Source organism: Bifidobacterium longum subsp. infantis ATCC 15697 = JCM 1222 = DSM 20088 (assembly GCF_000269965.1).
In the GTDB taxonomy this organism is placed as follows: Bacteria; Actinomycetota; Actinomycetes; order Actinomycetales; family Bifidobacteriaceae; genus Bifidobacterium; species Bifidobacterium infantis.
Genome location: NC_017219.1, coordinates 2260810 through 2286186 on the forward strand (window position 1 = coordinate 2260810; position 25377 = coordinate 2286186).

The window sequence follows — 25377 nt, forward strand, 5'->3', positions numbered from 1 at the left end:
ACACCTCATGCAAAGTCAAAAGAATACTGATATGCGAGGACATTTTTAGCTCCCGCTGACGAGGGAGCTGTCGAGCGGAGCGAGACTGAGGGAGAGACCCAGCGTCCAAACACCAACCGCAGGTCCTACCCCACCGTAAACGTCACCGGATCGCTCTTCACCTTCGGATGATCCTTCAAACTCAACTGCGCCACGTACGTTCCCGCATTGACCTTGGCCCAACCCGACTCATCCGTGCATTCGGTGAGCGTGGCGTTCGCATTGGTATTCCACGTGACCTTCTGAACGTCCTTATCACCCTTAGCCATCAGCAGCAGACGCGAATCCGCCGGACACACATCGGACTTGTAAATCGTTTCCTGACCGGAAGTAATGGTAAGCACACGGCCGGAATCGGACCCGTCCACCAAACAGTTGCCTGACCCCTCGTGCACGATGGTCGCGGTGAAATCAAGCGATCCTCCTACCGGCACGGATTGGGAGGCCACGGAAAGCTGCAATGTCACATCACTGGCCGAGCAATCCTTGACGTTGCTGACTTTCTTCGGCGCCGGCGTGGCGTCGCGGGAAATCGCATACACCTCGTCATGGTGAATCATCGTGTTCACGGCACCGATACCCCGGCCAAGGCTGTACACGCAGAATACAATCAGCGCGATTATCAGCAGCAACACCGTACCGGCCACGATACGCCGACGACGATAGATGGCCTGCTGCTTTTTGCTGATCTTGCGCTTGCGCGGCTTGCCGGAACGGTCGTTTCGGGCGGGCCCGCCGGATGGCCCATTGGCCCCGGTACCGGCTCCGCGTGCCGTTCTCGCGCCTGATGTGTTCCTCTGCACTGCCATAACCCTTCCAGTCTACGGTCACCACACCCATACACGCTTGGGGAGCCCGCCATTTTTCACAATGTCAGTTGGGTAGTCGCAGGCCGCCGTCCAGAATCTCGATCAGGCCGTCATCGTCAAGGCTGGCGATGCAGGCGGCAAGCTGAATCTGGTCCTTCCAAAGCTTGTCGGCATCTTCCCTGGGCAACGTGACTCCAGCGGGAAGCTCGCGCAGCGCGGCGAGCACCAGACCGCGCACCTGACGATCAGTGCCTTGGAATCGCTGCCGCGGGCGGGTGCGGCGCTCCCCCAGTCCGGGGCGGCCGGCTTTGAGAAATGCACAATCATCCGCAATCGGGCAAATCTCGCATAACGGCGTCTTGGCTGTGCAAACCACCGCGCCCAATTCCATCACCGACTGATTCCACGTGACCGATGGAGGTTCGCTGCGCTGCAGGAAAGTGTGTTCGCCGGATCGATATGCATGGTCCGTGCAATCGGCACCGTCCCCACAAACCCTGTCTTGGGGCAACATGCGGTTGGCGAGCGCGCGTTCGGCCGGGCTCGCCGCTCCCCCGCGAGATTCGGTGCCGAGGAATACGCGGCTCAGCACGCGGCGAATATTCGTATCGATCACCGCAATGCGCTCACCGAATGCAAAGCTCAGCACGGCGGAGGCGGTGTAGTCGCCGATACCGGGCAGAGCGACGAGCTCGTCGTAGGTGCGAGGCAGCTCATCGCCATATTCTTCCGCCACCACGCGGGCGCATTCCCGCAATCGCAGCGCACGGCGAGGATAGCCAAGCCGGCCCCATGCGGTGATCACATCGGCTTTAGGTGCTGCGGCAAGAGCACGGGCGTCAGGCCAGCGTGCCATCCAATCGTTCCAATACGGCACCACACGACTCATCTGCGTCTGCTGGCTCATCACCTCACTGACCAGCACGCCCCACGGCGTGGCCCGTCCGAAGCGCCATGGCAAGTCACGCGCATTGGCCTCCCACCATGCGCCGAGCCGTAAAGAAATTGCTGTGTCGTTCATCGTTCTTATTCTTAGCAGCTATGACGAACGAGGCAGAACAGAATTCGCAGAACGCGCAGAATCCCGAAACAAAAGTCGAGACGATGTTCGAGTACGGGTACCGTAAATCGAATTACGGACCGGACGAACTCGTAACCGACGCGCATGGCAACCCCATCTCCGTGGTGGACGCGATGCTCTCGGCTGAAAAGGCCGCCACCACCGAAACCGTAACACCGCACCTGTGCTACTACTCACCGCGTATTCCCGGCAACACCGGCTCGGCCATCCGCCTGTGCGCGGTGACCGGCACCATCCTGCATTTGGTGGAGCCGTTGGGTTTCAACCTGCGCGACACCAAGCTGCGCCGAGCAGGCCTCGACTACCACGACATGGCCCACGTGGTGCTGCATCCGAATTTCGACAACCTGGTGGAGTCCATGCCCAATTCGCGCATCATCGCGTTCACCGCACATGCCACCAAGCTGTACACCGAAGTGGAATACAAGCCGACCGACATCCTGCTGTTCGGCCCCGAACCCGGCGACATCCCCGACCCGATGGACATCATGGAAGGCCCGCATGTGGCCGAACAGGTGCGACTGCCCATGCGCCCGTCCTTGCGTTCCCTGAACCTCACCAATTGCGCGTCCATCGCCATCTACGAAGCCTGGCGCCAACTGAATTTCAAGGGCGGAGCGTGAGGAAAAGGCCCGGTGGGCCTTCGAGTAGCGACGACGAACGAACACCGACAGGCGTGAGAGAGGAAACCCTGAGCCTCGCGCAGCGAGACCACAATTGCAGGACGGAGCGTGAGGAGAAGGCCCGGTGGGCCTTCGAGTAGCGACGACGAACGAACACCGACAGGCGTGAGAGAGGAAACATCAAGCCTCGCAGCACGACCATCATTGTGGAGATGAACGCAAAAATGGGTCTATCGGCACTTCGAGGGGCTGATTTGGCATCCGCCGGAGGTCTACTGCCGCTTCAAGGGGCTGTCAAAGGACGAAGACCCCGAGTATAGGCGTTGAAATATCAACGCCTATACTCGGGGTCTTCGCATATATCAGCCCCTCGAAGCGGCAGTAGACCTTCAGAAAAGTCGGAATCAGCCCCTTGAAACGGGAATAGACCTCTCGAAAGGTCATCCAAATCGATATCCGCCTTCGGAGGGGGTGCATTCGGGCTTTTGCAGAATGCGTTCTGCTTTCAAAGGGATACCTACGCAGAAACCCCGAGTATGAATGTTGAAATATCAACGCTCGTACTCGGGGTTTCTTGATTGAGGTACCTCTCTGAAAGCAGATACCTATCTGCGCAAATGTACCTCTCTGAAAGCAGATACCCTACCGAATCAGTTCTTGAAGCTGTGAATCGGCGCAGGGATTCGGCCGCCACGGGTCACGAAAGCCTCGCAGCTGGTCTGGTTCACCGGAATGATCGGCGCATAGCCCATCAGGCCGCCGAAGTTGGCCATCTCCCCTACGCCTTTGCCTTCCACCGGAATCACGCGCACGGCGGTGGTCTTCTGGTTGACCATGCCGATGGCGGCTTCGTCGGCGATCAGGCCGGAGATGGTGGAAGCAGAGGTATCGCCCGGAATGGCGATCATGTCGAGGCCCACCGAGCATACGCAGGTCATGGCCTCAAGCTTCTCGAGGGTCAGGCAACCGGAAGAAGCCGCGTCGATCATGTTCTTGTCTTCGGAGACCGGGATGAACGCGCCGGACAAGCCGCCCACGTAGGAGGACGCCATAATGCCGCCCTTCTTCACCTGGTCGTTGAGCATGGCGAGCGCCGCGGTAGTGCCCGGTGCGCCAACCTGTTCGAGGCCGATCTTCTCCAGCACTTCACCCACGGAGTCGCCCACGGCCGGGGTCGGGGCGAGCGACAGGTCGATGATGCCGAACGGGATGCCGAGGCGGCGGGAAGCCTCCTGAGCCACAAGCTGACCCACGCGCGTGATCTTGAACGCGGTGCGCTTGATGGTCTCGCACAGGAATTCGAAGTCCTTGCCCTTGGCCGCATCGAGCGCGCGGGAGACCACGCCGGGGCCGGAGACGCCGACGTTGATGACCGCGTCGCCTTCGGTGACGCCGTGGAAGCCGCCGGCCATGAACGGGTTGTCGTCAGGCACGTTGCAGAAGGCCACGAACTTGACGCAGCCGTAGGAGTCGTTGTCGGCGGTGCGCTCGGCAACGTCCTTGATGATGTGGCCGAGCAGTTCGACCGCGTTCATGTCGATGCCGGTCTTGGTGGAGCCGACGTTCACGGACGAGCAGACGATGTCGGTCTCGGAAAGGGCTTGCGGCAGGGAGCGGATGAGCAACTCCTCGGCCGGGGTCATGGACTTGGAGACGAGTGCGGAGTAGCCGCCGATCAGGTCGACGCCGACTTCCTTGGCTGCCTTGTCAAGCGCGTGGGCGATCTTGACGAAGTCCTCGCTCGTCTTGCAGGAGCTGGCACCGACCAGCGAGATCGGGGTGACGGTGATGCGCTTGTTGACGATCGGGATGCCGTAGTCGCGTTCGATGGCCTTGCCGGTGGAAACGAGGTCCTTGGCATAGGTAGTGATCTTGCGGTAGATGTTGTCGCAGGTCTTGTCGACATCGTCCGAGGCGCAGTCGAGCAACGAGATGCCCATGGTGATGGTGCGGACGTCGAGCTTCTCCTGCTCGATCATCTGATTGGTCTCGTGGACCTCCATGATGTTCAGCATGGTTTGTTCCTTACAGGATATTTGAAGACTAGTTTGGCGGTCACCCTCATCAGAGGGATAAGGATGGCTCCGTCAGCGGAAAGCCCACCGGGCTTTCCACCTCCTCGCGTGAGGCGGCCTGCTGAGCCGGTCGCCTCAAATACGGTGCATCTTGGTGAAGATTTCCTCACGCTGGCAGCGGATGCGCACGCCGATGTCGTCGCCGAGGTCCTCAAGGTTGCCGACCATCGCGCCGAAGTCCTTGTCCGCGTTGGCGTAGTCGACAATCATCATCATGTTGAAGTAACCGTCGATGATGGTCTGGGAAATGTCAAGCACGTTGACCTGATGTTCGGAAAGGTATGTGCAGACGCGTGCGATGATGCCGACAGTATCCTGACCGACGACGGTGATGATTGCCTTGTTCATGGAACTCCCTAAACGTGAGGTGTGAATATCCAGTTACCGTCTTGGCGAATTGCCGGACGTGCCCTCAAGTATAGGGAAGGCACGTGCCAAAACACGTGCCTTTCGTCTGTTTTGCCTTACATACTGAGATGACTGCCGGTTACCACCTACCGCTGCAGCAGCTGTATGTCACCGCCAGATGCCGTCAAGCACACGCACATCCACGCAATCGACCTTGCCGTCAGCAACAAAACGGAACTCGCCATCGCCGTCCGCACCTTGGAACAGCATACTGCCGGCCGCTTCGCCGTTGTTAAGGAAGACTTCCACCACATTACGGTCGAAGAAGATTTCGACGCGACGCACATCGGCGATGCCGCTATCGAAATCGATGTCGTCCACGACTGTTCCCTTCGTGACCAGTCGGGTCACGCCGTCGCGACGCTGCAGCTGCAATTCCATCGAATTACCATTGGCGGAATTGGTACCAGTCGCGATGAGCATTGTGAAATCGTCATCGTCAGCCAGATGCATGTCCGTGTAATACGCGTTGTTCGGCACAATAAAGAAGGTCCCGTTTTCGTCTGCATGCGCTTCCAAACGATCGCCTAGCAGCTGCTCGTACACTTCCTTGACAGGACGGCTGGTCAAGCGGCCGTCACGCACGTGCAGTTCACGTGGCAGCGACATCATGCCGTTAGCGATGCACGGCTTTTCCACACGCATCGCGGGAAAGTCGGTATACCAGCCGAACACGATACGACGCCCGTCGTCGGCAGCAAAGCTTTGTGTCGCGTAGTAGCCGGTACCGAAATCGCACCAATCGCTGTTCCCTACCTGCAAACGTGGGCCATCGGCGGTGTCCTTGAGATCACCAACATACCAACGCACCTGCTGGAAACGACCTTGCTTGTCACGGTAGTGCATCAAAGCTCCGATGGCGACCGTCTTGCCGTCGAGCTGGAACAGGTCAGGACATTCGTAGGTACGTGACAGCTGGTGGCCGAAGTCGGCGAGCACCGGTCCTTCATACTGCCACGTCACGTTGCGCTTGAGCGGTTTCTTCGCGGAGAAGAGCGCCATGGCAGGCACCGTATCCATATTGGGCTTGTCGGTGCCGGGCATGCCTTGCGGACCGCACGTAAACCAGCCGTCTGTACCCTGTACGCTGATGCCAGGCGCCGCGGAGGACACAGCATCAGTATCGAATTCGGCGACCGGCAGATTCGTGGCGGTCACCATGTAAGCGCGTTCCGGATCGATCGCCTCGCCGCCCATGCCGGTTTCCACCTTCGGATCACGGAAATCGAAGCCAAAACCATCGTTAACGCGCAACGCGACTGGAGATTCGACACTCACATGCACGCCATCCTCACACAAGCAGGTGGTCTGGTATTCAGTAACAGACGATTCGTCTCCGCGAGTCTCCAGGTGCCGGGTTAGATACAGGCGAATAGCGGCCGCATCATCACCCTTGCAGGGATTGTCACACGCATCCACCGTCACCGCGGATCCGGAGAACGCGCCGCCAACGATGCGTTCGTCGATATGCAGCTCCGGCTGCGGTTCGAGGAAGATTGGCAGATGCGTCCAATGCACCAGATCGCGGCTCACTGCATGGCCCCAGTGCATATTGTCCCAGCCAAAACCATACGGATTGAATTGGTAGAACAGATGGTAGCGTCCTTGGAAACGACACAGGCCGTTAGGATCATTCATCCAGCGAGCGAATGGCTCGAAATGCGCCGCAGGGCGAGCGAAACGATCATAGATCTGATCCAGCGTCGGCTGCGTATCCCATTCATTGTCATATGGATTCATGCTGATGAAACGCACGCCTTCATCAAGAAGATTCTCACACTCGGACAAGTAGGCGAACCGCACGGTCAGTTGGCGCGCTCTCACCGTGAGACACACGTTTGTCGGCACCGGAATCAAGAAACGGTGGCGACGCTCGGCCACCGGCATGACATGGCTGGCGATTTGATGGCCGTCCCCGTCTGTAATGGTGACGGCAGCGTCATCGCCGCATCTTTCGGCGAACAATTCCAGCAAGCGGTAGCCGCCGGTTTCGATGGCAACGGAATAGTTGTCAGGCATAATAATTTCCTCCACAGCGCCACATGATCAGATATCACGTGGCTACGCATTGAAAAACTGATAATCGGAAAACTAAATATGAAAAAGGGGAACACCCGTCACAACACGATGGAATCGCGTTCGATGATGCGGCAGCGCAATGCTGTTTTGCTGCCATCACGTTGCCTCTGCACCGCCATGCCACGATCGGACTCAAGATCAGCTACGGCCTTGTCGCCGTCAAGTATGGCGACAAGTTGCCGAACCGCTTCAAAACCCATCTCATAATGGGGCAGTTCCAGCGTAGTCAGTGATGGTTTGATCACATTAGTGATGAACGGCTGGTTATCGATGCTGATCACCGACACGTCAGCGCCGATGCGCACTCTGCGTTCGCGTGCGGCTTCGTAGATGAAAGTGGCGCGCACATCGTTGAAACAAAAGATGCCGTCCGGCTTGATTTCGTCGAACACCCGCGCCGCCTCAGCAGCAGCGTTGGTCGTCTCCAATACATTGACGACCAAAGCGTCATCGAATGGAATGCCCGCTTCCGCAAGCGCACGTCGGTAACCAGTCAGACGTTGACCTTGCGCGACGATGGGAGTTGCGGAACCGTAGTAGACAATGCGTCTGCATCCAGCTTTGATCAGACAGTCGGTGGCGTCATACCCCGCCAGTTCATCATCGGGGTAGACTGAGGGAACTCGCCCCGCTGCATCCTCACTGTCCACCACCACGGTCGGGCTGCCTTCCAAGACTTCGGGAATGTCCACTTTGCGGTGGAACATCATGGCGTATAGGAAGCCATCCACGTTGTATCGGAGCAGGGCGGATATTTCTTGGTTCTCGAGTTCAGCGTCATTATTGGTGTTCGTGGTAAGCAGTATGTATCCGAGCTTGCTCGCAGCATCCTGCGCACCTTCGAGTACCTTGCTCGCGTACGGGGTCGTGGCGATCTCATCGGTGACGAATCCCAGAGTATTGGATTTGCTGGTACGTAGGGTGCGCGCCACAGAATTGGGCTTGTACCCCATGTTCTTGGCAGTCGCACGGATTTTCTGCGCAACCGCCTTGCTGACGCGATTGTGATCCTTGTTGTTCATAACCAAAGACACAGTGCATACGGAAACACCCGCTTCCTTAGCTATGTCTTTGATGGATACCAATCGTTTGGACCTGTTCACTCGTTGACTTACTGACGACTGCACCATTTTATCACCCCCCTTTTTGCGAACATGTCACGATGTCTGGTTTCGGGCGTGGCCCGCGCTCTGTTCCATGCGGTCATGAATGTCCATTCCAGGCAGACGGCCGAATGAATAAATAATCCAGGCTGTGCAGAACATCGGCAGCGACAAGCCGAACACCATGAGAATTCCAGGCCATTGCACCCATACAAGCACGGTAAGAATCAGCAGTCCAACCTGCAGAAGGCTGCACAACGGGCGTGCCACAATCATCGCCAACGTCGTGCGGACAATCCAGACGGAACGTTCCGCGTAATTCGCGCGCACTACCCAAACCAAGCAGGTGAACATCACGAGAACCGCAATGAGCAGCAGAAGCACACCGGAAATCGCAATATCAAAACTGTTGCGGGCATGTCTGCTCATCATACAGCAATCGATGATGATTACAGCCCAGAGAACGATCAACGGCCAACCGAAAAGATTCGCACGTTTGAATTCGCTTTTCCAAAAGCCATGGAATGTTTTCCATACTTCCTTAGCACATATGGAACGGTCCTCGGAAAGTAACCACATGCGGAACGTGGAGTACGTAGCTGCGAGTGAGGGGAGAAATCCCAGCACGACGGCTCCCATCAGAGTGTGCGCGAGTATGGCCACGTTGACCACGAAAATCGTGACTAGCAGACGGCAGAACCGCTCGTAGGCCACAGAGAAGCGGGCAAGCATAGCGAATCCTTTCTATCGGCTGGCTTTTAGATTGGTTGTCTCTTGTCGGATTGCGTTTGACTCAACCCTTGACCGCACCGAGCATCACGCCCTTGTTGAAGTACTTCTGCAAGAACGGATAGAGCACAAGCAGAGGCAGGGTAGAGACGATGATGATGCCGAACTTGATCTGATCGGCGGCCTGCTGCTGCGCAGCCGCGTTGACATTGGTTCCAGTACCCTGCGCCACCAGTAGCAACTGCTGCAACACCACCTGCAATGGCTGCTTCTTGTCGTCGGTGATGTAGATAAGGCCCGTCATGAAGTCGTTCCAGTGGCCGACAAAGTAGTACAGACCAATTACAGCCAGAATCGCGGAGCTTAACGGCAGCACAATCTTGAAGAAGTAGCCAAAGTAGCTCAGCCCGTCGATCTGGGCCGCGTCGAAGAGCTCTTCGGGGATAGAGGTTTCGAAGAAGGAGCGGGCCACGATCACGTTGTACACGGAAACCGCGCCAGGCAGGATGAACACCCACATGCTGTTGTTGATGCCGAGGCTCTTGTACAGCAGGTAGTTCGGAATCAGGCCGCCAGCGATGAACATGGTCACGGTGAACAGGAACATGATCACGCGTCGCGGCTTGAACTCGCGACGGGATAGCGCGAAGGCGCAGGGAATGGTCACTGCCATGTTGACCGCGGTGCCGACCACCGAATAGATGATGGTGTTGAGATAGCCCTGCCAGATGCGCTGGTTGGCGAACACCTTAGCATAGCCAACGAAGGTCACACCCTTGGGTAGCAGCAGCACTTCACCGCCGGCCACGGCGTTCGGATTTGAAAATGATGCGATGACCACGAACCACAGCGGGTAGAGCACCGCCACAATGGTCAGGAGCAGCAGCACATTGATGATGCCTGACACCGCCAGGTCACCCGGCTTCTGCTTCTGGCGCACGTGCTTGTTCCAGGGAATGTCGTTCTTGTTCTGGGTAACAGCCTCAATTGTTGCAGACATGATAAAACCCTTCTAGAAAATGCTCGTATCGGAAACGCGCTTGGCGATTGCATTCGCGGTGATCAAGAAGATGAAGTTGACCAAGGTGTTGAACAGGCCGATTGCCGTCGAATACGAGTATTGGCCATTGATAATACCGATTTTGTAGGTGTATGTGGCGATGACTTCGGTGGCCGGCATGTTCAGCGAGTTCTGCATCAGATAGATCTTGTCGAAGCCCACGTTGAGCACGGAACCCATGTTCATGATGAGCAGGATCGCACATGTCGGCATGATCGCAGGAATATCGACGTAGCGAATCAACTGCAGACGGCCTGCACCGTCGATCTTCGCCGCCTCGTACAGCGATGTGTTCACACCGGCGAGCGCAGCCAGGTAGATGATGGAGTTCCAACCAACATGCTGCCAGACTTCGGAGATCCAATAGACCGCGGTGATGGCGCTGGTGGAGCCCATCAGTGATTCATCACCGAAGAAGCGACCGAGAATGCCGGTACCAGGAGTCAGGAAGATGTTGAGCATGGAGACGATGACCACCACGGAGATGAAGTGGGGCATGTAGGTGATCGTTTGCACGAAACCCTTAATTTTCTTAGAACCGATCTGATTGATCAGCAGGGCCAGAATAATCGGAAAGATGAAGCCCATGACCAGTGTCCAAAGGGAAATGCGGATGGTGTTGGTCATGATCTCGCCAAACAGCGGGTTGTGGAAGAATTCCAGGAAGTATTTGAAACCGACGAATTTGCCGCCGGTCAGGCCTTTGGTCGGATCGAACTCGCGGAAGGCGAGCTGGATGCCCCACATCGGCACGTAGGAGAACAGTCCCACGAAGAACAATGCCGGAGCGGAAAGAATCCACAACTGCCAGTAGCGACGTAAATGGTCGGCGATGCGATCGAGCAGACCTGGTTTCTTGCGGTCGGGAGCCGCTTCCATCGCCACGGTCCGTGCAGCAACGCCTTGCGATGTTTGTGCACTCATGTTGGTCTCCAATTTAGGATGATTGCTAGGGAACAAAAATGCGGGGTCCGGCGGCAGTCACGGGAGAGAAACGAACCCGTGCGATGGACCCCGCGGTATTACTTGGCTACTTGGTGTACTTGTCGTACCACTTCTGCCAAATCTTGATGTTGGCGTCGAGGCCGAGGGTCGGTTCGGACACCTTCTTCACGTAGGCATCCCATTCCTTGTCGATGCCGCCCTTCTGGACCCACTTCGCGATCTGGTTGTTCGCGTAGTTGGAGATGGCGGTGTTGTTGTTTTGCAGGGTGTTGGAGTCCTCGGTATTCGGGCGCACGTAAATCGGTACGACATCCTTGACGCCGTCGACGCGGTTGCGCGCCTCACGAATGGCCAAGTCGGACGCAGTGACCTGGTCGGCGTTGGTGTCGTTGACCATCTTCACGTCGTCGCGAATCCAGCCACCGAAGCGGTCCTGCAGGGCGACGGCGCGGGTATCAGGATATTCGGCGTAAGCTTTAGCCTTGTCGATGGTGTACTGGTGGTCGCCGTCATCGGAGACGATATCTGGAATAGAGCCGAAGAATCCAGCCACGGAAAGCTTCTCGCCGTACATGGCGTCGATCACCTTGTAGATGGCGTCCTGGTTGGCTGCGTTCGGGTTGACGGTCAGGCCGGAACCGGAGTAGGCCCAGCGGCAGGCGTCCTGGGAATAATCCCACTTGACCTGGGAGTCGGGCGTGGAGGCGTCCTTCTTCAGCGGCGGCAGGGTGACGTACTGGTCGCCAAGCGCGTTGCCGTATTCGGCGTAGTTGGACCAACCAAAGGAGACGCCGGTCAGCGCGGTCTTGCCGTCACTGACGGTCTGCGAAGTGTATTGCGAGGCGTCGCGGGTGAGCACATCCTTCGGGATAAGGCCCTTGGCCATGAGTCCGTGCAGGTAGGAGACGACGTCCTTGAGCGCGTCGGAGGTGTAATAGCTCTTAACCTTGCCGTTGTCCACATAATAGCCCTGTTCGGAAGCGCCGCCGCCCATGAAGGAGGTGACCACGCCTTCGGAGTTCATCAGCGCCAGAGGGCTCCACAGGCCGAAACCGAGGCTGCGGATATTCATCGGCACCTCATCAGCCTTGCCGTTGCCGTTCGGATCCTGGGTCTTGAATGCATCGAGCACGTTCTCGAGCTCGTCCCAAGTGGTCGGCATCTGGAGTCCCAGCTTGTCCAGCCAGGTCTTGTTGATGAACATGTGAGTGCCGGAAACCTCGTAACCCTTGCCGCGGTCGGAGGGCAGCATGGCGATCTTGGTGCCATCGGTAACGTACTTCGCGGCGCCCGGCTGGGCCTTGAGGAACTTCTTGACGTTCGGCATCTTGTCCAGATGCGGCTTGAGATCCTCGAAATAGGTGCTGTACTTGGCCGCATCCACCATGCTGAACAAGCTCAAGCCAATGTCCGGGAATTCACCGGCGGCCATCTTGGCGCTCTTCTGCTGGCCCCAAGCGTTGTCGGAGACTTCCTGCCACTTGATGGTGCAATCGCAGGCGGCTTCCAGATCCTTGGTGTATTGGGTGTCCTGCATCGGATGGTCGGTCACGTTGCGACGAACCAGAATGTTGACGATTGGCTTGCCGTTCTCGTCTGTGGTGGCCTGCTTGTTGCCGCAGGCGGCAAACGTCGTGGCCATAGTCGCGACTGCAGCTATTGATGCCAACAGGCGAACACTTCTTCGTGCCATGATTAGGCTCCTTCTTCCTTGATGTTTCCTCATCGCACCGATACGAGAAGCACCGGCGAAATTTCCGCCGCCCACTTACTTTGTGGCTATTGCTTTGCGGTGGTTAACACTATAAGACGTTAATCGATTAATGTCAAATGTTAATCGTTTATCTCAATAGTTAACACTCTCATTGACCAGTCCACCCAGCGCCGCAAACGTAAACTTCGGCTCCATACTGCCGTTCTCGCAGAACACCGGAATCACCCACATCGCGACACGCCGTTACTCGTATAACGTATCTTTTTCCATCAAATGCACGTACAACCCGTCCGTTGTACGCACAAAAGAGTAGCCGAACATGACGGCCACCAAGTCGGCCGCTACTTACAAAAGGTGCTCCCCTCCTTCAGGAGGAAGAAGAAGCGCACGGATACGATCAGACAGCACCAAACCAAACAGTAGCCGCACCTGGGAGCCAGGATGAAGCATTCGGCATCGTGCCTGCTGGCCATCGTCGTGGGATACGCTGTGCACCATCTGGCCCACAAGTAAATCATGCAAAAACGCGCGTTGGCGCACGTCCATGAAAAAGGACGTGCGCCAACGCGCGTTTTTGCATCAGCTTCCGAGATCAGGCCTCGCGGCTCGCGGAAGCCGCAGCGAACGCCGGCAAGGCGCGAGGTGCGTTGAAACCTTCCTTTTCGAAGCGGTCAGCAATCTTCTGTGCAATCTCGTGGCCCTGGCCCTTGTCGACCAGGGCGATGATGGAGCCGCCGAAGCCGCCGCCGGTCATACGCGCACCGTAGGCGCCGTTCTTGCGGGCCACGTCTACGGCGATGTCCAGCTCGGGGACGGTGACCTCGTAGTCGGCGGCCAGCGAATCGTGGGAAGCGTTGAACAGACGGCCCGCAGCCTTGATGTCGCCCTGAGCGAAGGCACGCACGAAGGAACGCACGCGCTCGATTTCGGTGACGACGTGGCGCACGCGCTTCTTCATGGTCTCGTCAGGCAGGGCGTCAAGCGTTTCCTTGAGGGCCTGGAACTGGTCATCGGCCTTGGAGATGCCGTCGGCGGTCACACGCAGGTTGGCCACACCGAGAATCTTGGCGGCTTCCTCGCAGGTGGCGCGACGCTGAGCGTACTGGCCATCGTTGAGCTGGTGCGGAGCCTGGGTATCGACCACAAGCAGCTCGAGGTTGTACTTGTCGAGGTCGAACTCCTGCTGGGAGACGTTCTCCAGCGGGGTCAGCTCCGGACGGCAGTCAAGCAGCAGCGCGTGGCCTTCGGTGCAACGCATGGAAGCGTTCTGGTCAAGACCGCCGGTGGAGGCGCCGGCCATCTCGTTCTCGGACTTGATGGCGGCGTTGATGAGGGTCACACGGCCGGCGTCGGAATCACCGTAGCCAAGGCCGTACACGTCGTCCAGAGCCAGAGCGGTGGAGCAGGTCATGGCGGCGGAGGAGCTCAGGCCGGAGCCCAGCGGCACGCAGGAGACGAAGGCGGCATCAAAGCCCTTGACCTTGTCGAAACCAGCCTGACGCAGCGCCCAGGCCACACCGGTCGGGTAGGCGGACCAGCCGTCCACGCCACGGGCCTTGAGGCCATCGAGATCAGCTTCGGCGACCTTGTCGGGAGCCACGCCGGAGACGACGCGAACCTTGGTGTCTTCGCGCGGCTTCAGGGCGATGAAGGTGCGATGCGGCAGAGCGATCGGCAGGCACAGGCCGGCGTTGTAATCGGTGTGCTCACCGATCAGGTTCACACGGCCCGGAGCAGCCCACACGCCCTCGGGCGCAGCGCCGTAGGTGTCGACGAACAGCTTGGTGGCTTGCGAGACGCCTTCCTCATGGGTCAGCGGCTCAATGAATTCAACAGCAGTCATTGGTGTTTTCTTTCTATCAGTCGGCGATGTCGATGGAGCCGAGCTCATGGAAGCGCTTGGCGATGAGTTCCGGCGTGGTGTCGGAGATCCAGGCGGCCATGCCGGATTCGGAGCCGGCGAGGTACTTGATCTTGTTGGCGGCGCGGCGGAAGGAGAAGAACTGCAGGTTCAGGCGGTAGTTCTCGCGGCGGGCGTCGTGGATCGGGGCCTGGTGCCAGGCAGCGATGTACGGCAGATCCATGCCCTTGCCGTCGCCCTTGTCGAAGAAGGCGTTGCCGCGCTTCAGGAGGTGCGAGTACATGGAGGCAAGGTCCCAACGCTCTTCGTCGTTGAGCTGGTCGAGGGTGAGCACGTCGCGCACCGGAGCCACGTGGACCTCGAGGGGCCAACGGGCGGCGGCCGGCACGTAGGCGACCCAGCTGTGGTTGCGCATCACGATGCGTTCGCCGGCTTCGAGCTCGGAGTTCATGATGTCCTTAAGCAGGTTGCCGCCGGTCTTCTCGTGGTAGGCCTCGGTGTGCTGGAGTTCCTTCTCCATCTTCGGGGCGATGAACGGGTAGCAGTAGACCTGGCCATGCGGGTGGGCGAGGGAGACGCCGATTTCCTGGCCGTGGTTCTCGAACGGGAAGATCTGCTCGATGCCTTCCATCTTGGAGATTTCGGCGGTACGGAAGGCCCAAGCCTCAACCACGGTGCGCAGGCGGGAGACCGGCAAATCGGCCGGCAGGCCTTCCTCGTTCGGGTCGAAGCAGATGACTTCGCAGCGGCCGGCGGCGAGCTTCTTCTCCCACAGCGGGTTGCCGTCAACGTAGGTCACGTCCTCGGAGACACCGGGCACGCGCACCATCGAGGGGAAGCGGTTCTCGAACACCACGACGTTGTAGTCGGTGTCCGGCACTTCGCCGTCCTGGTACGGGTCACCGGGCTTGCGGGCGGCCAGCGGGTTGCCCTTGGCGGTGGCTCCGGGACCGGCGGTGATCGGGCGGTTCATACGGGCGGTGGCCATCGGGATCCAGTCGCCGGTCAGCGGGTCGCGGCGCATCTGCGGGGCGGCGTACGGCACTTCGTTGCCGTCGGCGTCCAGGTGCGGGGCGAAACGGTAGTCCAGCGGGCGCGGGTCCTTGAGCTCGCGGGTCTTGGCACCGGAGACGAACTCGGGGTCGTCGTCCAGGTAGAAAAAGTCACGACCGTCGGCAAGCGTCGTCGGCGTGATGCGGATGTGCTCCTTCGCATACTCCCCGGGGGTGTAGTTGGCGAAATCAGCCATAGGTTTACTCACTTTCCTCAATGGTCTCGCTCTGGTGGGCCAGCACGAGTTCCTTTACCAAATCCTTGGTTTTGGCGGCGGAGTCGGGGTCGAGCCCGTCGTCAGTAATGACCGTGTCCACTTGGTCGAAGCGCGCAAACAGCGACAGCGATGTGCAGCTCCACTTGGTGTGATCGGTCAAAACTATGGTGCGATCGGCGATGTCCATCATCGCCATATCGGTTGCGGCTTCCAGCGAATTCGGCATCAGGAAGCCACGGGGAATCGACACCGAGTGGGTGCCGAGGAATACGGTGTTGACACGCAGCGAGGCGACGACCTTGTCCGCGATCGGGCCGACAAGCGAGTTCGATCGGGTGATCACGCCACCGGTGACGATCACCTCCACATCCTTGGATTCGAGGGCCTGGACCAGCTCGGCCACGGGAATCGAATTGGTGAGGATGGTGATGCCGCTGGACTGCTGCGATTCGAGCAGATGCTGGGCGAAGACATAGGCCGTGGTGCCGCCGCCGATGGCGATTACGTCGCCGGGAGCCACATATTGGATGGCTTCCTGGGCGATGGCGCCCTTCAGGCCGATATCCATCTGGGACTTGACAGAGAACAGGGGTTCGCTGAGCAAAGTACTGGTAGTCACCGCGCCGCCGTGGACGCGCTTCAGCAGTCCCTTGTCGGCAAGTTCGGCGATATCGCGGCGGATGGTCATCGCTGACACACCCAGTTCCTTCGATAGCGCCGTAATGCGCACTGCCCCGCGTGTGCGCAACCTGCTCAAGATGAGGTGCTGACGTTGTGACGAAATCATGTGAACATTATCGCACACAAAAGCTCACAAACCAAACCGGCTTGAGCGTTTTGGGGACAATTTCTCGAAAATTCCGGGCAATTCAGGTGTTCATTTCCGCAAAACCACGCAAAATCGCACATTGCGCGAACCGATATTCTCACAGCGGCCACCAGCGCGATAGCTCACGACCGACGACTCTCCCGCGCGCGTTGCTCAGCGGAGAGTCACGCCTGATACCTGGTGCGTCCCAATTCATGTATCTTCTGCCGAGCCTACGTCTGCGTGTGCCTCGACACGCGGTAGCCCCTTCCCCAATTCGCCTAGGTAGGGATCGCCTAGCCGCACCGGCCCAAGCGTGAGACAATAGGCGGTATGACTTACGTTTCTGAAAGCTTCTGGCACGACGCCGTCAACAAAGCCACCACCGATCTGTTCACCTTCGGCTACAAGCACATCATCAAACCGAACTTCGTGTTCAACCACCGCCCCGATGAGGCACACGATCAGATGATCGAGTTCTGCCATGTCGTCAAGAACGTCCCGCCGCTGCTGCTCGCCGAGCAGCTTATGCTCGACTACACCGACCCCATTCTGGAAACGAATGTGATGGGCGTCGATTTCACCAACCCGTTCGGCCTGTCCGCCGGCCTCGACAAGAACTGCGACATGCCCGTGGTGCTGGACCACGCCGGCTTCGGCTTCGAAACCGTAGGCTCCACCACCTCGCGTCCCTGCTCGGGCAACGCCAAGCCGTGGTTCCACCGTCTGCCTGAATACGATTCGATGATGGTGCACGTCGGCCTCGCCAACATCGGTTCGGACAAGGTCATCGAGCGCGCCGAGAAGGCTTGGACTCAGGCCCGCCAGATGCAGCTGTCCGTGTCGATCGCCCGCACCAACGACGACCAGTGCGGCGATTTGGACGAAGGCATTGAGGATTACTGCATTTCGATGCGCCGCGCCGTCGGCCGCACCGCGATGGTGGAGGTCAACGTCTCCTGCCCGAACACGCACGTCGGCGAACCGTTCACCACGACTCCGGAAGCGCTCGACCGTCTGTTTACGGCGCTCGACAAGATCGACCGCCCGCAGCCCACGCTGGTCAAGATGCCGTTGAACAAGCCGTGGGGCGAGTACAAGGAGCTGCTCGATGTGCTGGCCGAGCACAATGTGCAGGGGCTGTCCATCGCCAATCTGCAGAAGGACCGCACCGGCCTCGAGATTCCGCGCGATTGGGAGGGCGGCCTGTCCGGCGGCCCGTGCACCAACGCCAGCACCGAGCTGATTCGCAAGGTGTATAAAGAGTATGGCGACCGGTTCGCTATCGCCGGCATCGGTGGCGTCTTTACCCCCGAGCAAGCCTATGCGAAGATTCGTTCCGGCTCCAGCTTGGTCATGTTCATCAGCTCGCTGATGTACCGAGGCCCGCAGCAGATTACCGTGTTGAAGCGCGGTCTGGCCCAGCTGCTGCGCCGTGACGGATTCGAGCACGTCTCCGATGCCGTCGGCGTAGACGTGGAGTGAACTCACATATTGCCCTATTACCCATGGGGCGGTAAAACCCTCATGGGGCGGTGATTGTCCCATGGGGCGGTTAGCCAAATTTCACATTCCGCAGAATACCGCCGTTTTGGGTTACCGCCCCATGAGGGTTTTACCGCCCCATGGGAAAGTTACCGCCCCATGAGGATTTAGTACGCACCGGCCACGTATTGCGGGGCGTAGGGGACCTCTGTGGACGGTATGCCCAGCTTGTTGGCCGCACGCAACGGCCAGTACGGATCGCGCAATGCGGCGCGGCCAATTTCCACGGCATCGGCTTCGCCATGGGCCAGAATCTTGGCCGCCTGCTTCGGCTTGGTGATAAGACCCACCGCGGTCACCGGAATATCGGCCTTGGACTTGACCTGCTCGGCGAACGGCACCTGATAGTTCGGCTTGACCGGAATCGACACTCCCGACATGATGCCGCCAGTGGACACGTCCATCACATCGACGCCATGCTCCTTCAGCACCTTGGATAGTGCGATGCTCTGGTCCAAATCCCAACCGCCAGCGGCCCAATCCGTGGCCGAAATGCGCACCAGAACCGGCACGCCCTCAGGGACGGCCCCACGCACGGCATCCACGACCTCGACCAGGAATCGAGAGCGACCGGTCAAATCGCCACCATATTCGTCATCACGCTCATTGCTCAGCGGGTCAAGGAACTGAGAAATCAGATAGCCATGCGCGGCATGAATTTGAATCGCTTGGAAGCCGGCGGCCGACGCCCGGCCCGCCGCCGCGGCGAACGCGCCGACCAGACCATGAATCTCATCCACGGACAGCGCGCGCGGCGTACGCAGCCCGCCGAATGCGATTTCAGACGGTGCCATGGTGGGCCAGCCGCCCGCCTCCTCCGGCACACTCTGACCGTCGTAGCCAACGGCAAAACAACCAGTCGAAGCCTTACGCCCCGCATGGTTGAGTTGGATGGCAGGCACCGCACCCGCCTCGCGAATACCGTCCACGATCCAGCGCCAAGCATCAATCTGCCCGTCTTCCCACAGGCCCAGATCGCACGGCGTGATACGCCCCTCAGGAGCCACGGCGGTGGATTCGACGATCACCATGCCGAATCCGCCGAATGCGCGAGACACGTAATGCTGGTAGTGGAACGGCGTGGGCCTACCGTCGCGGGCGAACGACGAATACGTGCACATCGGAGGCAACCAAATACGATTACGCACGGTCACCTCGCGCAGCGTCATTGGCGCAAACAGCCCAGGACGGTCCTTGCTGGCTTTCTTATCTGCCTTGCCCACAGCTTCCCTTCCCTCATAATCCTCATAATCCTCATAATCATCGAACGATTCGCTCGTCTTGCCCGTGCCGGCCCGCTTCTTGGACCGTGCGTCGGATTTTGACTTCTTCTTACCGTGCTTACGGTTCTTCGATGCATCATCGTGCTTGGTCTTCGGCTGCTTGGACTGATCGCCGTCCGAAGACGAAGCCATCGTCACCGCTTTGAGATCCGGCACGTCGAATCCACGAAAATCAAAATTCTCATGCGTCAGATCGTCGTTGCTCATCGTTCCCCTTTCCAATGCGCGTTCATGGCGAATATTCGATGAACGCGCTGGCGTTGTCATTAAGTATTGTAAAACGGGCGTCACCTGAAACAGGTAACGCCCGCAAACTACGTAATCTGGGTATCGCAGTCGGCCATGTTACGTAGACTCAGCCGGCCTGCAATCACCAAATGTCAAACGCCAATCACCAATCACTGGCCATCATTCACAACTGCTCTGAATCAGTGCCCCTGGGTTTGGGTGTTGTTTTGCCCAGTGTTCTGCGACTGAGACTGATTGTTGTTGCTCTGCGATTGGCTGTTGCCATTCGTAGTGGTCTGCGGCGCGCTGAACGTTCGTCCGCCAATGCCCAGATACTTGCCAGTCGTGGTGTACTTCGAGACGGGCTGGCCGTAATCGTTGTCAATCGGTATTTTCTTCTTGGAAATGTAGCTATTGAAGAAGTTGGTAACGGCCGGAGCTGCGATTGTCGAACCATCCCAATAGCTGTTGTACCGGCCGTTGATGGCAATGTTGGAAATACGGTTGGTGTACGGGTTCTGTGCGTCGCCGACCACAGCGAACGCCGCGATCTGATTAGGAATGAACGATCCACCGGACACCGCGAGATCCTCACTGGTACCGGTCTTACCAAACGACTTACGCCCGTCAGCCAATCTGAATGACCAACCGGCACCATCCGGCCGCACCGTACCTTGGTTCAGGGTATAAGCGAGTGTTTGGATGATGTCCTTATCCACCGCCTGATGGCAGTTCGCGGACGGGACCTTGAACTCCTTGCCGTCCCTGCCGGTCACCTTGTTGATGGCGATCGGGTTGCACTGCACGCCGTTCGAGGCGTATACGGCGAAGATGCTCGCCATGGTCAGCGGGGACACGTTCACCGAGCCGATCATCATGGACGGCGTGTACACCGGGGTCTTGTCGATGGTCTCGCCGGTGGCGGCGTCATGGTATCCCAGTTCGGTCGCGGTGTCCGCCACCTTGCACAGTTTGAGGATGGCGCCCATGGAGGCCTGGGTGGTGTTGTGCGATCGCACCAGACCGAGGAACGGGCTTTCCGGGTTCACCGTGCCGGCGCCCATGGCGTTCGACACGTTCCACGAATCGGCGCCGCCCTTGTAGTTGTCGCAGGCGAAGTCGGTCGTGGGGTACGTCGTGGTGGTCTGCAGGTTGTCGTTGATCGAATGGCCCGCCTCCATCCATGCGATGAGGTTGATGGGCTTCCAGGACGAGCCGATGGTCCAACCGGAGCCGCCGCCGTCCACCAGATCGACGGCGTAGTTCTGGCTCGTCTTGGTCGGGTCGTTCGCGGCCGCCGGGGTGGCGTCATAGTGGCGGTTCAGGCCGAAGCCCAGCACCTCGCCGGTCCCCGGTTTGACCGCGGCCATGGCGATCTCCATGCCGCTGGGATCATCGGGCGGAATGGTGCGGCGCGCGGTGTCCATCATCATGGAGTTCGCCTCCACATCCAATGTGGTGACGATCTTCAGGCCGCCCTCCTGCAGCAGTTTGTTGCGTTCGGCGCGGGTCTTGCCGAATTCCTCGGAGTTCTGGATGCGGCGCACCACGAAGTCGCAGAAGTACGCATAGTCGCCGGTGTCCTGGCAGCCGACGTTCACGGACTGCACCTTCAGCGTGTCCTTCAGCGGCGTGTTCACGGCCTCGGTGTACTGGTCCTGGGTGATGTACCCTTCCTGCAGCATCAGCTTGAGCACGATGTTGCGCTGGTTTTCGCTTTCCTTCTGGTTCTCCTCGACCAGCGGATCGTACTGGCTCGGGTTCTTGGTGATGGCCGCGATGGTGGCGGACTGCACCACGTTCAGGTCGGCGGCGGACACGCTGAAGTAGCGCTGGGCCGCGGTCTCCACGCCGTACAGGTTGTTGCCGAACTGGGCGATGTTCAGATAGCCCTGCAGGATCTCGGCCTTGGAATACTTCTTCTCCATCTGCACGGAGATCAGCATCTCGCGGATCTTGCGGGCGACGGTGTCTTCGGTGGCATGGTACTGGGCGATCGGGTCGTCGTCCTCGATCGCCTGCATGAGCAGCACGTTCTTGACGTACTGCTGGGTCAGCGACGAACCACCCTGCTGGGAGCCTTTGACGAGGTAGGTCTGCACAAACGCACGCATCACGCCTTGCACGTCGACGCCGGCGTGAGTCCAGAATCGACGGTCTTCGCGCGCCACCACTGCCTGCTGCATGGTTTTGGAAATCTTCTTCAGCGGCACGACGATACGGTTTTGGTTGTAGAACGTCGCGATAACGGTGGAACCGTCTCGCGCGTACATCGTCGACTTCTGAGGCAGACTGGTCACATCGAAGTCCACATTTTCTACCTTGAGCGACGGAATCACCGCTTTGGCGGCTTTATTGGCACCGACCACACCCGGTACAAACAACACACTGGCCGCCACGCCGCCGCAGACGGCAAGCATGATATAGGCCAAGAGGAGAACAAGCACACGTTGGAGAGTGAGGGACTTCTTTTTGGGCATGGGCCCCATTCTAAATGGGGTGCCCTACCAACCGGGCTTACGGTCAGCTCCCGTGAACATATCATCACAAGAACCGCACTAGCGTAACATCGGCTGGAAGTCAGCCGAACGGTCAGCGCCGCGAGCGTCGAATCAGCATACCTGGCTGGAAGATGATGATCGATCGGCCGTCACGTGCGATCCATCCGCGGTTGGAAAAGTCCATCAACGCCTTGTTCACGGTCTCACGACTGGAGCCCACCAGTTGGGCCAGCTCCTCCTGAGTCAGGTCATGCGGCACTTTGAGACCCTGTTCCACCGGCTCGCCGAAACGTGAGCCCAAGTTGAGCAATATCTTGGCCAGACGCGCCGGCACATCCATGAATACCAAGTCGGAGATGCGTTCGTTGTTGCCGCGCTGGCGGTTGGCCATGACCTGCAACATGTCGATGGCCACACGCGGATGCTCATCAAGCCATGCGAACAGGGCATCATGCTCCAGCCAGACCACGCGCGTTCCATGGCTCATGGCCACTGCTGACGCGGTGCGCGGGCCACCATGGGGGTCGAATACCGGAATCTCGCCAAGCACTTCGCCCGGCGCGTGGATGGACAGCAGTTGCACGCGGTCATCGGAAGAAGTGCGAATCAGCTTGACGCGCCCCTGCTCCAGTAAATACATGCGCTGATCGGTATCGCCTTCGGAGAAGATATAGTCGCCCTTATCGAACGCCGCACGCTTCAAATGCGGCAACAGCTCCTCGGCTTCGGCTGGCGATACCTGCTTGAACAATGCCGTATGCAGCAGGATGTTCTCCTCGTCAGCAAAAGCGTTTGGCGTTTCCAAGCTCATCGCACCATCCTTATCGATCGTCCCGTGCCTGACCTCGACTGTCATATTGTAACGCGCCCGTTCGGCGCGGACGCTCATGCGGAGAACCAGTCGATGAGGTGTTCGACGATCCGCGCCCGGCTGAGACCCGTCTGGCTTTTCATCGGGTCCACGCGTTTGACCGCTGATTTCACCGCTTTGTCTGACATCTTCTCGTGACTGGTGTTGAGCACACGGCTCATCTTGGCCGCATCGATGTCATATGCCATGGTCACATGGTGCAGCACCGCGCCGCCTGAGCCTACGGGGAAGCGCCGCTGCGCCGCTCCCCCGATCTTGCCGTACTGCGAGGCGATATCATTGAGGCCCGTGAACCGCACATCCAAACCAAGTTCGCGCAGCGCTTCGACCAGCCACCAGTCACAGAGCCGGTAGGATTCTTCGATGCTTACGCCCTGAACGAAATCGAGCGGTGCATACAGAGAATAGGTAATGGTGTTGCCCGGTTCGATAAACATCGCTCCGCCACCCGTGCAACGGCGTACCACGTCGAAGCCGAGCTGCTTGGCAATGTCCAGATTCACCTCGTCCTGGGCCGATTGGAAACGGCCGATGACCACAGCCGGGCCCACCCACTCCCATAATCGGATGGTCGGCTGTCGTGTTCCTGCTGCGACTTCACGCGCCCAGGTCTCGTCAATGGCCATTTGTTCGTCCGGAGTACGCGGATGGTCGTGGATCACGGTGAGTTGAGGCTTGAGGGCGTTCCAACGCTCCCGGTATTCAGAGCTTTTGTCGGACTGTTTGGTTTGTGTATTGATGGATGCTGGGATGTTCGGCGCATCGGGGCTGACCACCCCCACCCGCTGCGCGGGAGCCCCCGCCAGCGGGGGCAAGTTGCTGCTTACGGCTCGGCTGTATGCGGTTTTGATGGCAACTTCATCGGTGCCGATAATTCGGCAACTTGGATGAGCGTCCAATACGGACCGCAATGAATCATCGCTAATTAGCGCTTGTTCCAGGTCATGTAACAAAGCATGAGATTCGGCATCCGAAACTGATTCAATAAAGAAATCACCACTGATATGGCATGACTGTGCGGTGCCGTCATCATCGACGGATACGGTCACGGCGACTAGTTTGCCGCCAACGGTTTTGCATTCCCCATGTCGTATTTGCATGCAACTCAGTATAGAGAGTTTTCTGGCTCCCCTCTGAAGGGGAGCCAAGTTTGAGGTCACATGCGGGCCAGAATGTCCTTGCCGACCTGGTCGGTGGAGCGCACGGTGGAGCCGAGCTCCTCGATGTCCGCTTCGACGGCGGTGTGAATCTTCTTGGCCGCATCATCAAAGCCGAGATGCTCGAGCAGCATGGCGGCGGAGAGGATGGCGGCGGTCGGGTTGGCCTTGTTCTGACCGGCGATGTCCGGAGCGGAACCGTGAATCGGCTCGAACATGGACGGGAACTCGTCGGAGGCGTTGATGCAGCCGGAGGCGGAGTAGCCCACGCCGCCCACCACGGAGCCGGCCTCATCGGTCAGAATGTCGCCGAAGAGGTTGTCGGTGAGAATCACATCGAAACGGCTCGGGTCGGAGACCAGGAAGATGGTGGCCGCATCGATGTGCTGGTAGTCGTGGGTGACCTCAGGGTATTCCTCGCCGACCTTGTCGACGATGCGCTGCCACATATCACCGGCGTTGACGAGCACGTTCTTCTTGTGCACCAGGGTGACGTGCTTCTTGCGCTTCATAGCAAGCTTGAAGGCGTAACGCACCACACGCTCCACACCGTATGCGGTGTTGATGGACACCTCGGTGGCCACCTCCTGCGGGGTGTTGCGGCGCACCGCGCCGCCGGCACCGCAGTACAGACCTTCGGTGCCTTCACGCACCACCACGAAGTCGATGTCGCCGGGGTTGGCGAGCGGCGAGGTGACGCCCTTGTACAGCTTGGAGGGGCGCAGGTTCACGTACTGGTCGAGGTCGAAGCGCAGCTTCAGCAGCAGGCCGCGTTCCAGAATGCCGGCCTTGATACGCGGATCGCCCACGGCACCGAGCAGAATCGCGTCGTTGGCCTTGATGCGCCCCTCTTCGTCCTCGGGCAGGATCGCACCATCGCGCAGATAGCGCTCGGCACCCAAGTCGAAGTTCTCATACTCGAAGTCAGCTACGCCTTCAGCGGCCTTTTCCAAAGCCTTCTGAGCCCACGGAGTGACTTCCTTGCCAATACCGTCGCCGGGAATAACGGCGATTTTATATGTCTTTGCCATAGTTCAAGGAGCCTACTCGCGCGACCCCCTGCCGGCCCGAACCCGCTCAGCTAGTGGACACAACCAACATGCGTATCGTGTCGAGACATTCATTAGGTCATTTTAGTGTTCATTAGGTCGGTGTGGGTTCATTTCAGGGACTGAAATGGCGGCATTT

At 58.8% G+C, this 25377-nt stretch carries 20 protein-coding genes; 2 read left to right on the forward strand and 18 right to left on the reverse strand.

Going from position 1 to position 25377, the window contains the following annotated elements:
* Window positions 1–125: 125 nt before the first annotated feature.
* The gene (locus BLIJ_RS10635) at window positions 126–848 is read right to left on the reverse strand and encodes a hypothetical protein (protein WP_014485111.1); all 723 of its coding nucleotides are present in this window, start codon (window positions 846–848) and stop codon (window positions 126–128) included.
* A gap of 64 nt (window positions 849–912) precedes the next feature.
* Window positions 913–1869 carry an HhH-GPD family protein gene (locus BLIJ_RS10640; protein WP_012578320.1) on the reverse strand — a complete coding sequence of 319 codons (957 nt, stop codon included), beginning with the start codon at window positions 1867–1869 and terminating at the stop codon, window positions 913–915.
* 20 nt (window positions 1870–1889) lie between these two features.
* Here BLIJ_RS10640 and BLIJ_RS10645 point away from each other — a divergent pair, with 20 nt between their 5' ends.
* The gene (locus BLIJ_RS10645) at window positions 1890–2552 is read left to right on the forward strand and encodes a tRNA (cytidine(34)-2'-O)-methyltransferase (protein ID WP_014485112.1); all 663 of its coding nucleotides are present in this window, start codon (window positions 1890–1892) and stop codon (window positions 2550–2552) included.
* Window positions 2553–3202: 650 nt separating this feature from the next.
* Here BLIJ_RS10645 and BLIJ_RS10655 read toward each other — a convergent pair.
* From BLIJ_RS10655 to BLIJ_RS10705, 11 genes are all read right to left on the reverse strand, one after another.
* Window positions 3203–4567 (reverse strand): PFL family protein, encoded by a 1365-nt coding sequence (locus tag BLIJ_RS10655; protein ID WP_012578323.1) that lies wholly within the window; start codon window positions 4565–4567, stop codon window positions 3203–3205.
* 135 nt (window positions 4568–4702) lie between these two features.
* Window positions 4703–4975: an ACT domain-containing protein gene (locus tag BLIJ_RS10660; protein WP_012578324.1), complete on the reverse strand. Its 273-nt coding sequence runs from the start codon at window positions 4973–4975 to the stop codon at window positions 4703–4705.
* Window positions 4976–5143: 168 nt separating this feature from the next.
* Window positions 5144–7054 carry a glycoside hydrolase family 32 protein gene (locus BLIJ_RS10665; protein ID WP_012578325.1) on the reverse strand — a complete coding sequence of 637 codons (1911 nt, stop codon included), beginning with the start codon at window positions 7052–7054 and terminating at the stop codon, window positions 5144–5146.
* A gap of 98 nt (window positions 7055–7152) precedes the next feature.
* Window positions 7153–8244 (reverse strand): LacI family DNA-binding transcriptional regulator, encoded by a 1092-nt coding sequence (locus BLIJ_RS10670; protein WP_012578326.1) that lies wholly within the window; start codon window positions 8242–8244, stop codon window positions 7153–7155.
* Window positions 8245–8271: 27 nt separating this feature from the next.
* Window positions 8272–8949, reverse strand: coding sequence for a YesL family protein (locus BLIJ_RS10675; RefSeq protein ID WP_012578327.1), 678 nt, complete (start codon window positions 8947–8949; stop codon window positions 8272–8274).
* A gap of 61 nt (window positions 8950–9010) precedes the next feature.
* Window positions 9011–9946 carry a carbohydrate ABC transporter permease gene (locus tag BLIJ_RS10680; RefSeq protein ID WP_012578328.1) on the reverse strand — a complete coding sequence of 312 codons (936 nt, stop codon included), beginning with the start codon at window positions 9944–9946 and terminating at the stop codon, window positions 9011–9013.
* Window positions 9947–9958: 12 nt separating this feature from the next.
* Window positions 9959–10930: an ABC transporter permease gene (locus BLIJ_RS10685; protein ID WP_012578329.1), complete on the reverse strand. Its 972-nt coding sequence runs from the start codon at window positions 10928–10930 to the stop codon at window positions 9959–9961.
* Window positions 10931–11036: 106 nt separating this feature from the next.
* Window positions 11037–12644: a type 2 periplasmic-binding domain-containing protein gene (locus BLIJ_RS10690; protein WP_012578330.1), complete on the reverse strand. Its 1608-nt coding sequence runs from the start codon at window positions 12642–12644 to the stop codon at window positions 11037–11039.
* Between the two features lie 613 nt (window positions 12645–13257).
* Window positions 13258–14508, reverse strand: a complete 1251-nt coding sequence (galK, locus tag BLIJ_RS10695) for a galactokinase (protein ID WP_012578331.1) — start codon at window positions 14506–14508, stop codon at window positions 13258–13260.
* Between the two features lie 16 nt (window positions 14509–14524).
* Entirely contained in the window at window positions 14525–15775 is a 1251-nt protein-coding gene (gene galT, locus BLIJ_RS10700) for a galactose-1-phosphate uridylyltransferase (RefSeq protein WP_012578332.1), read from the reverse strand.
* A gap of 4 nt (window positions 15776–15779) precedes the next feature.
* A complete protein-coding gene (locus tag BLIJ_RS10705) occupies window positions 15780–16583 on the reverse strand; it encodes a DeoR/GlpR family DNA-binding transcription regulator (protein ID WP_012578333.1) in 804 nt (267 codons plus the stop codon).
* A gap of 354 nt (window positions 16584–16937) precedes the next feature.
* Here BLIJ_RS10705 and BLIJ_RS10710 point away from each other — a divergent pair, with 354 nt between their 5' ends.
* Complete coding sequence (locus BLIJ_RS10710) at window positions 16938–18089, forward strand: quinone-dependent dihydroorotate dehydrogenase (protein WP_012578334.1); 1152 nt, start codon at window positions 16938–16940, stop codon at window positions 18087–18089.
* A gap of 167 nt (window positions 18090–18256) precedes the next feature.
* On the opposite strand, the gene BLIJ_RS10715 is transcribed toward BLIJ_RS10710, so the two are convergent.
* The 5 genes from BLIJ_RS10715 to BLIJ_RS10735 form a co-directional block, all read right to left on the reverse strand.
* Window positions 18257–19639 (reverse strand): NADH:flavin oxidoreductase/NADH oxidase, encoded by a 1383-nt coding sequence (locus BLIJ_RS10715; protein ID WP_014485114.1) that lies wholly within the window; start codon window positions 19637–19639, stop codon window positions 18257–18259.
* 221 nt (window positions 19640–19860) lie between these two features.
* Complete coding sequence (locus BLIJ_RS10720; RefSeq protein WP_012578336.1) at window positions 19861–22149, reverse strand: transglycosylase domain-containing protein; 2289 nt, start codon at window positions 22147–22149, stop codon at window positions 19861–19863.
* A 103-nt stretch (window positions 22150–22252) separates the two neighbouring features.
* Entirely contained in the window at window positions 22253–22972 is a 720-nt protein-coding gene (locus tag BLIJ_RS10725; RefSeq protein WP_012578337.1) for a Crp/Fnr family transcriptional regulator, read from the reverse strand.
* 74 nt (window positions 22973–23046) lie between these two features.
* Window positions 23047–24132: a lipoate--protein ligase family protein gene (locus tag BLIJ_RS10730; protein ID WP_012578338.1), complete on the reverse strand. Its 1086-nt coding sequence runs from the start codon at window positions 24130–24132 to the stop codon at window positions 23047–23049.
* Between the two features lie 56 nt (window positions 24133–24188).
* The gene (locus BLIJ_RS10735; protein ID WP_012578339.1) at window positions 24189–25220 is read right to left on the reverse strand and encodes a 3-isopropylmalate dehydrogenase; all 1032 of its coding nucleotides are present in this window, start codon (window positions 25218–25220) and stop codon (window positions 24189–24191) included.
* Between the last annotated feature and the right edge of the window lie 157 nt (window positions 25221–25377).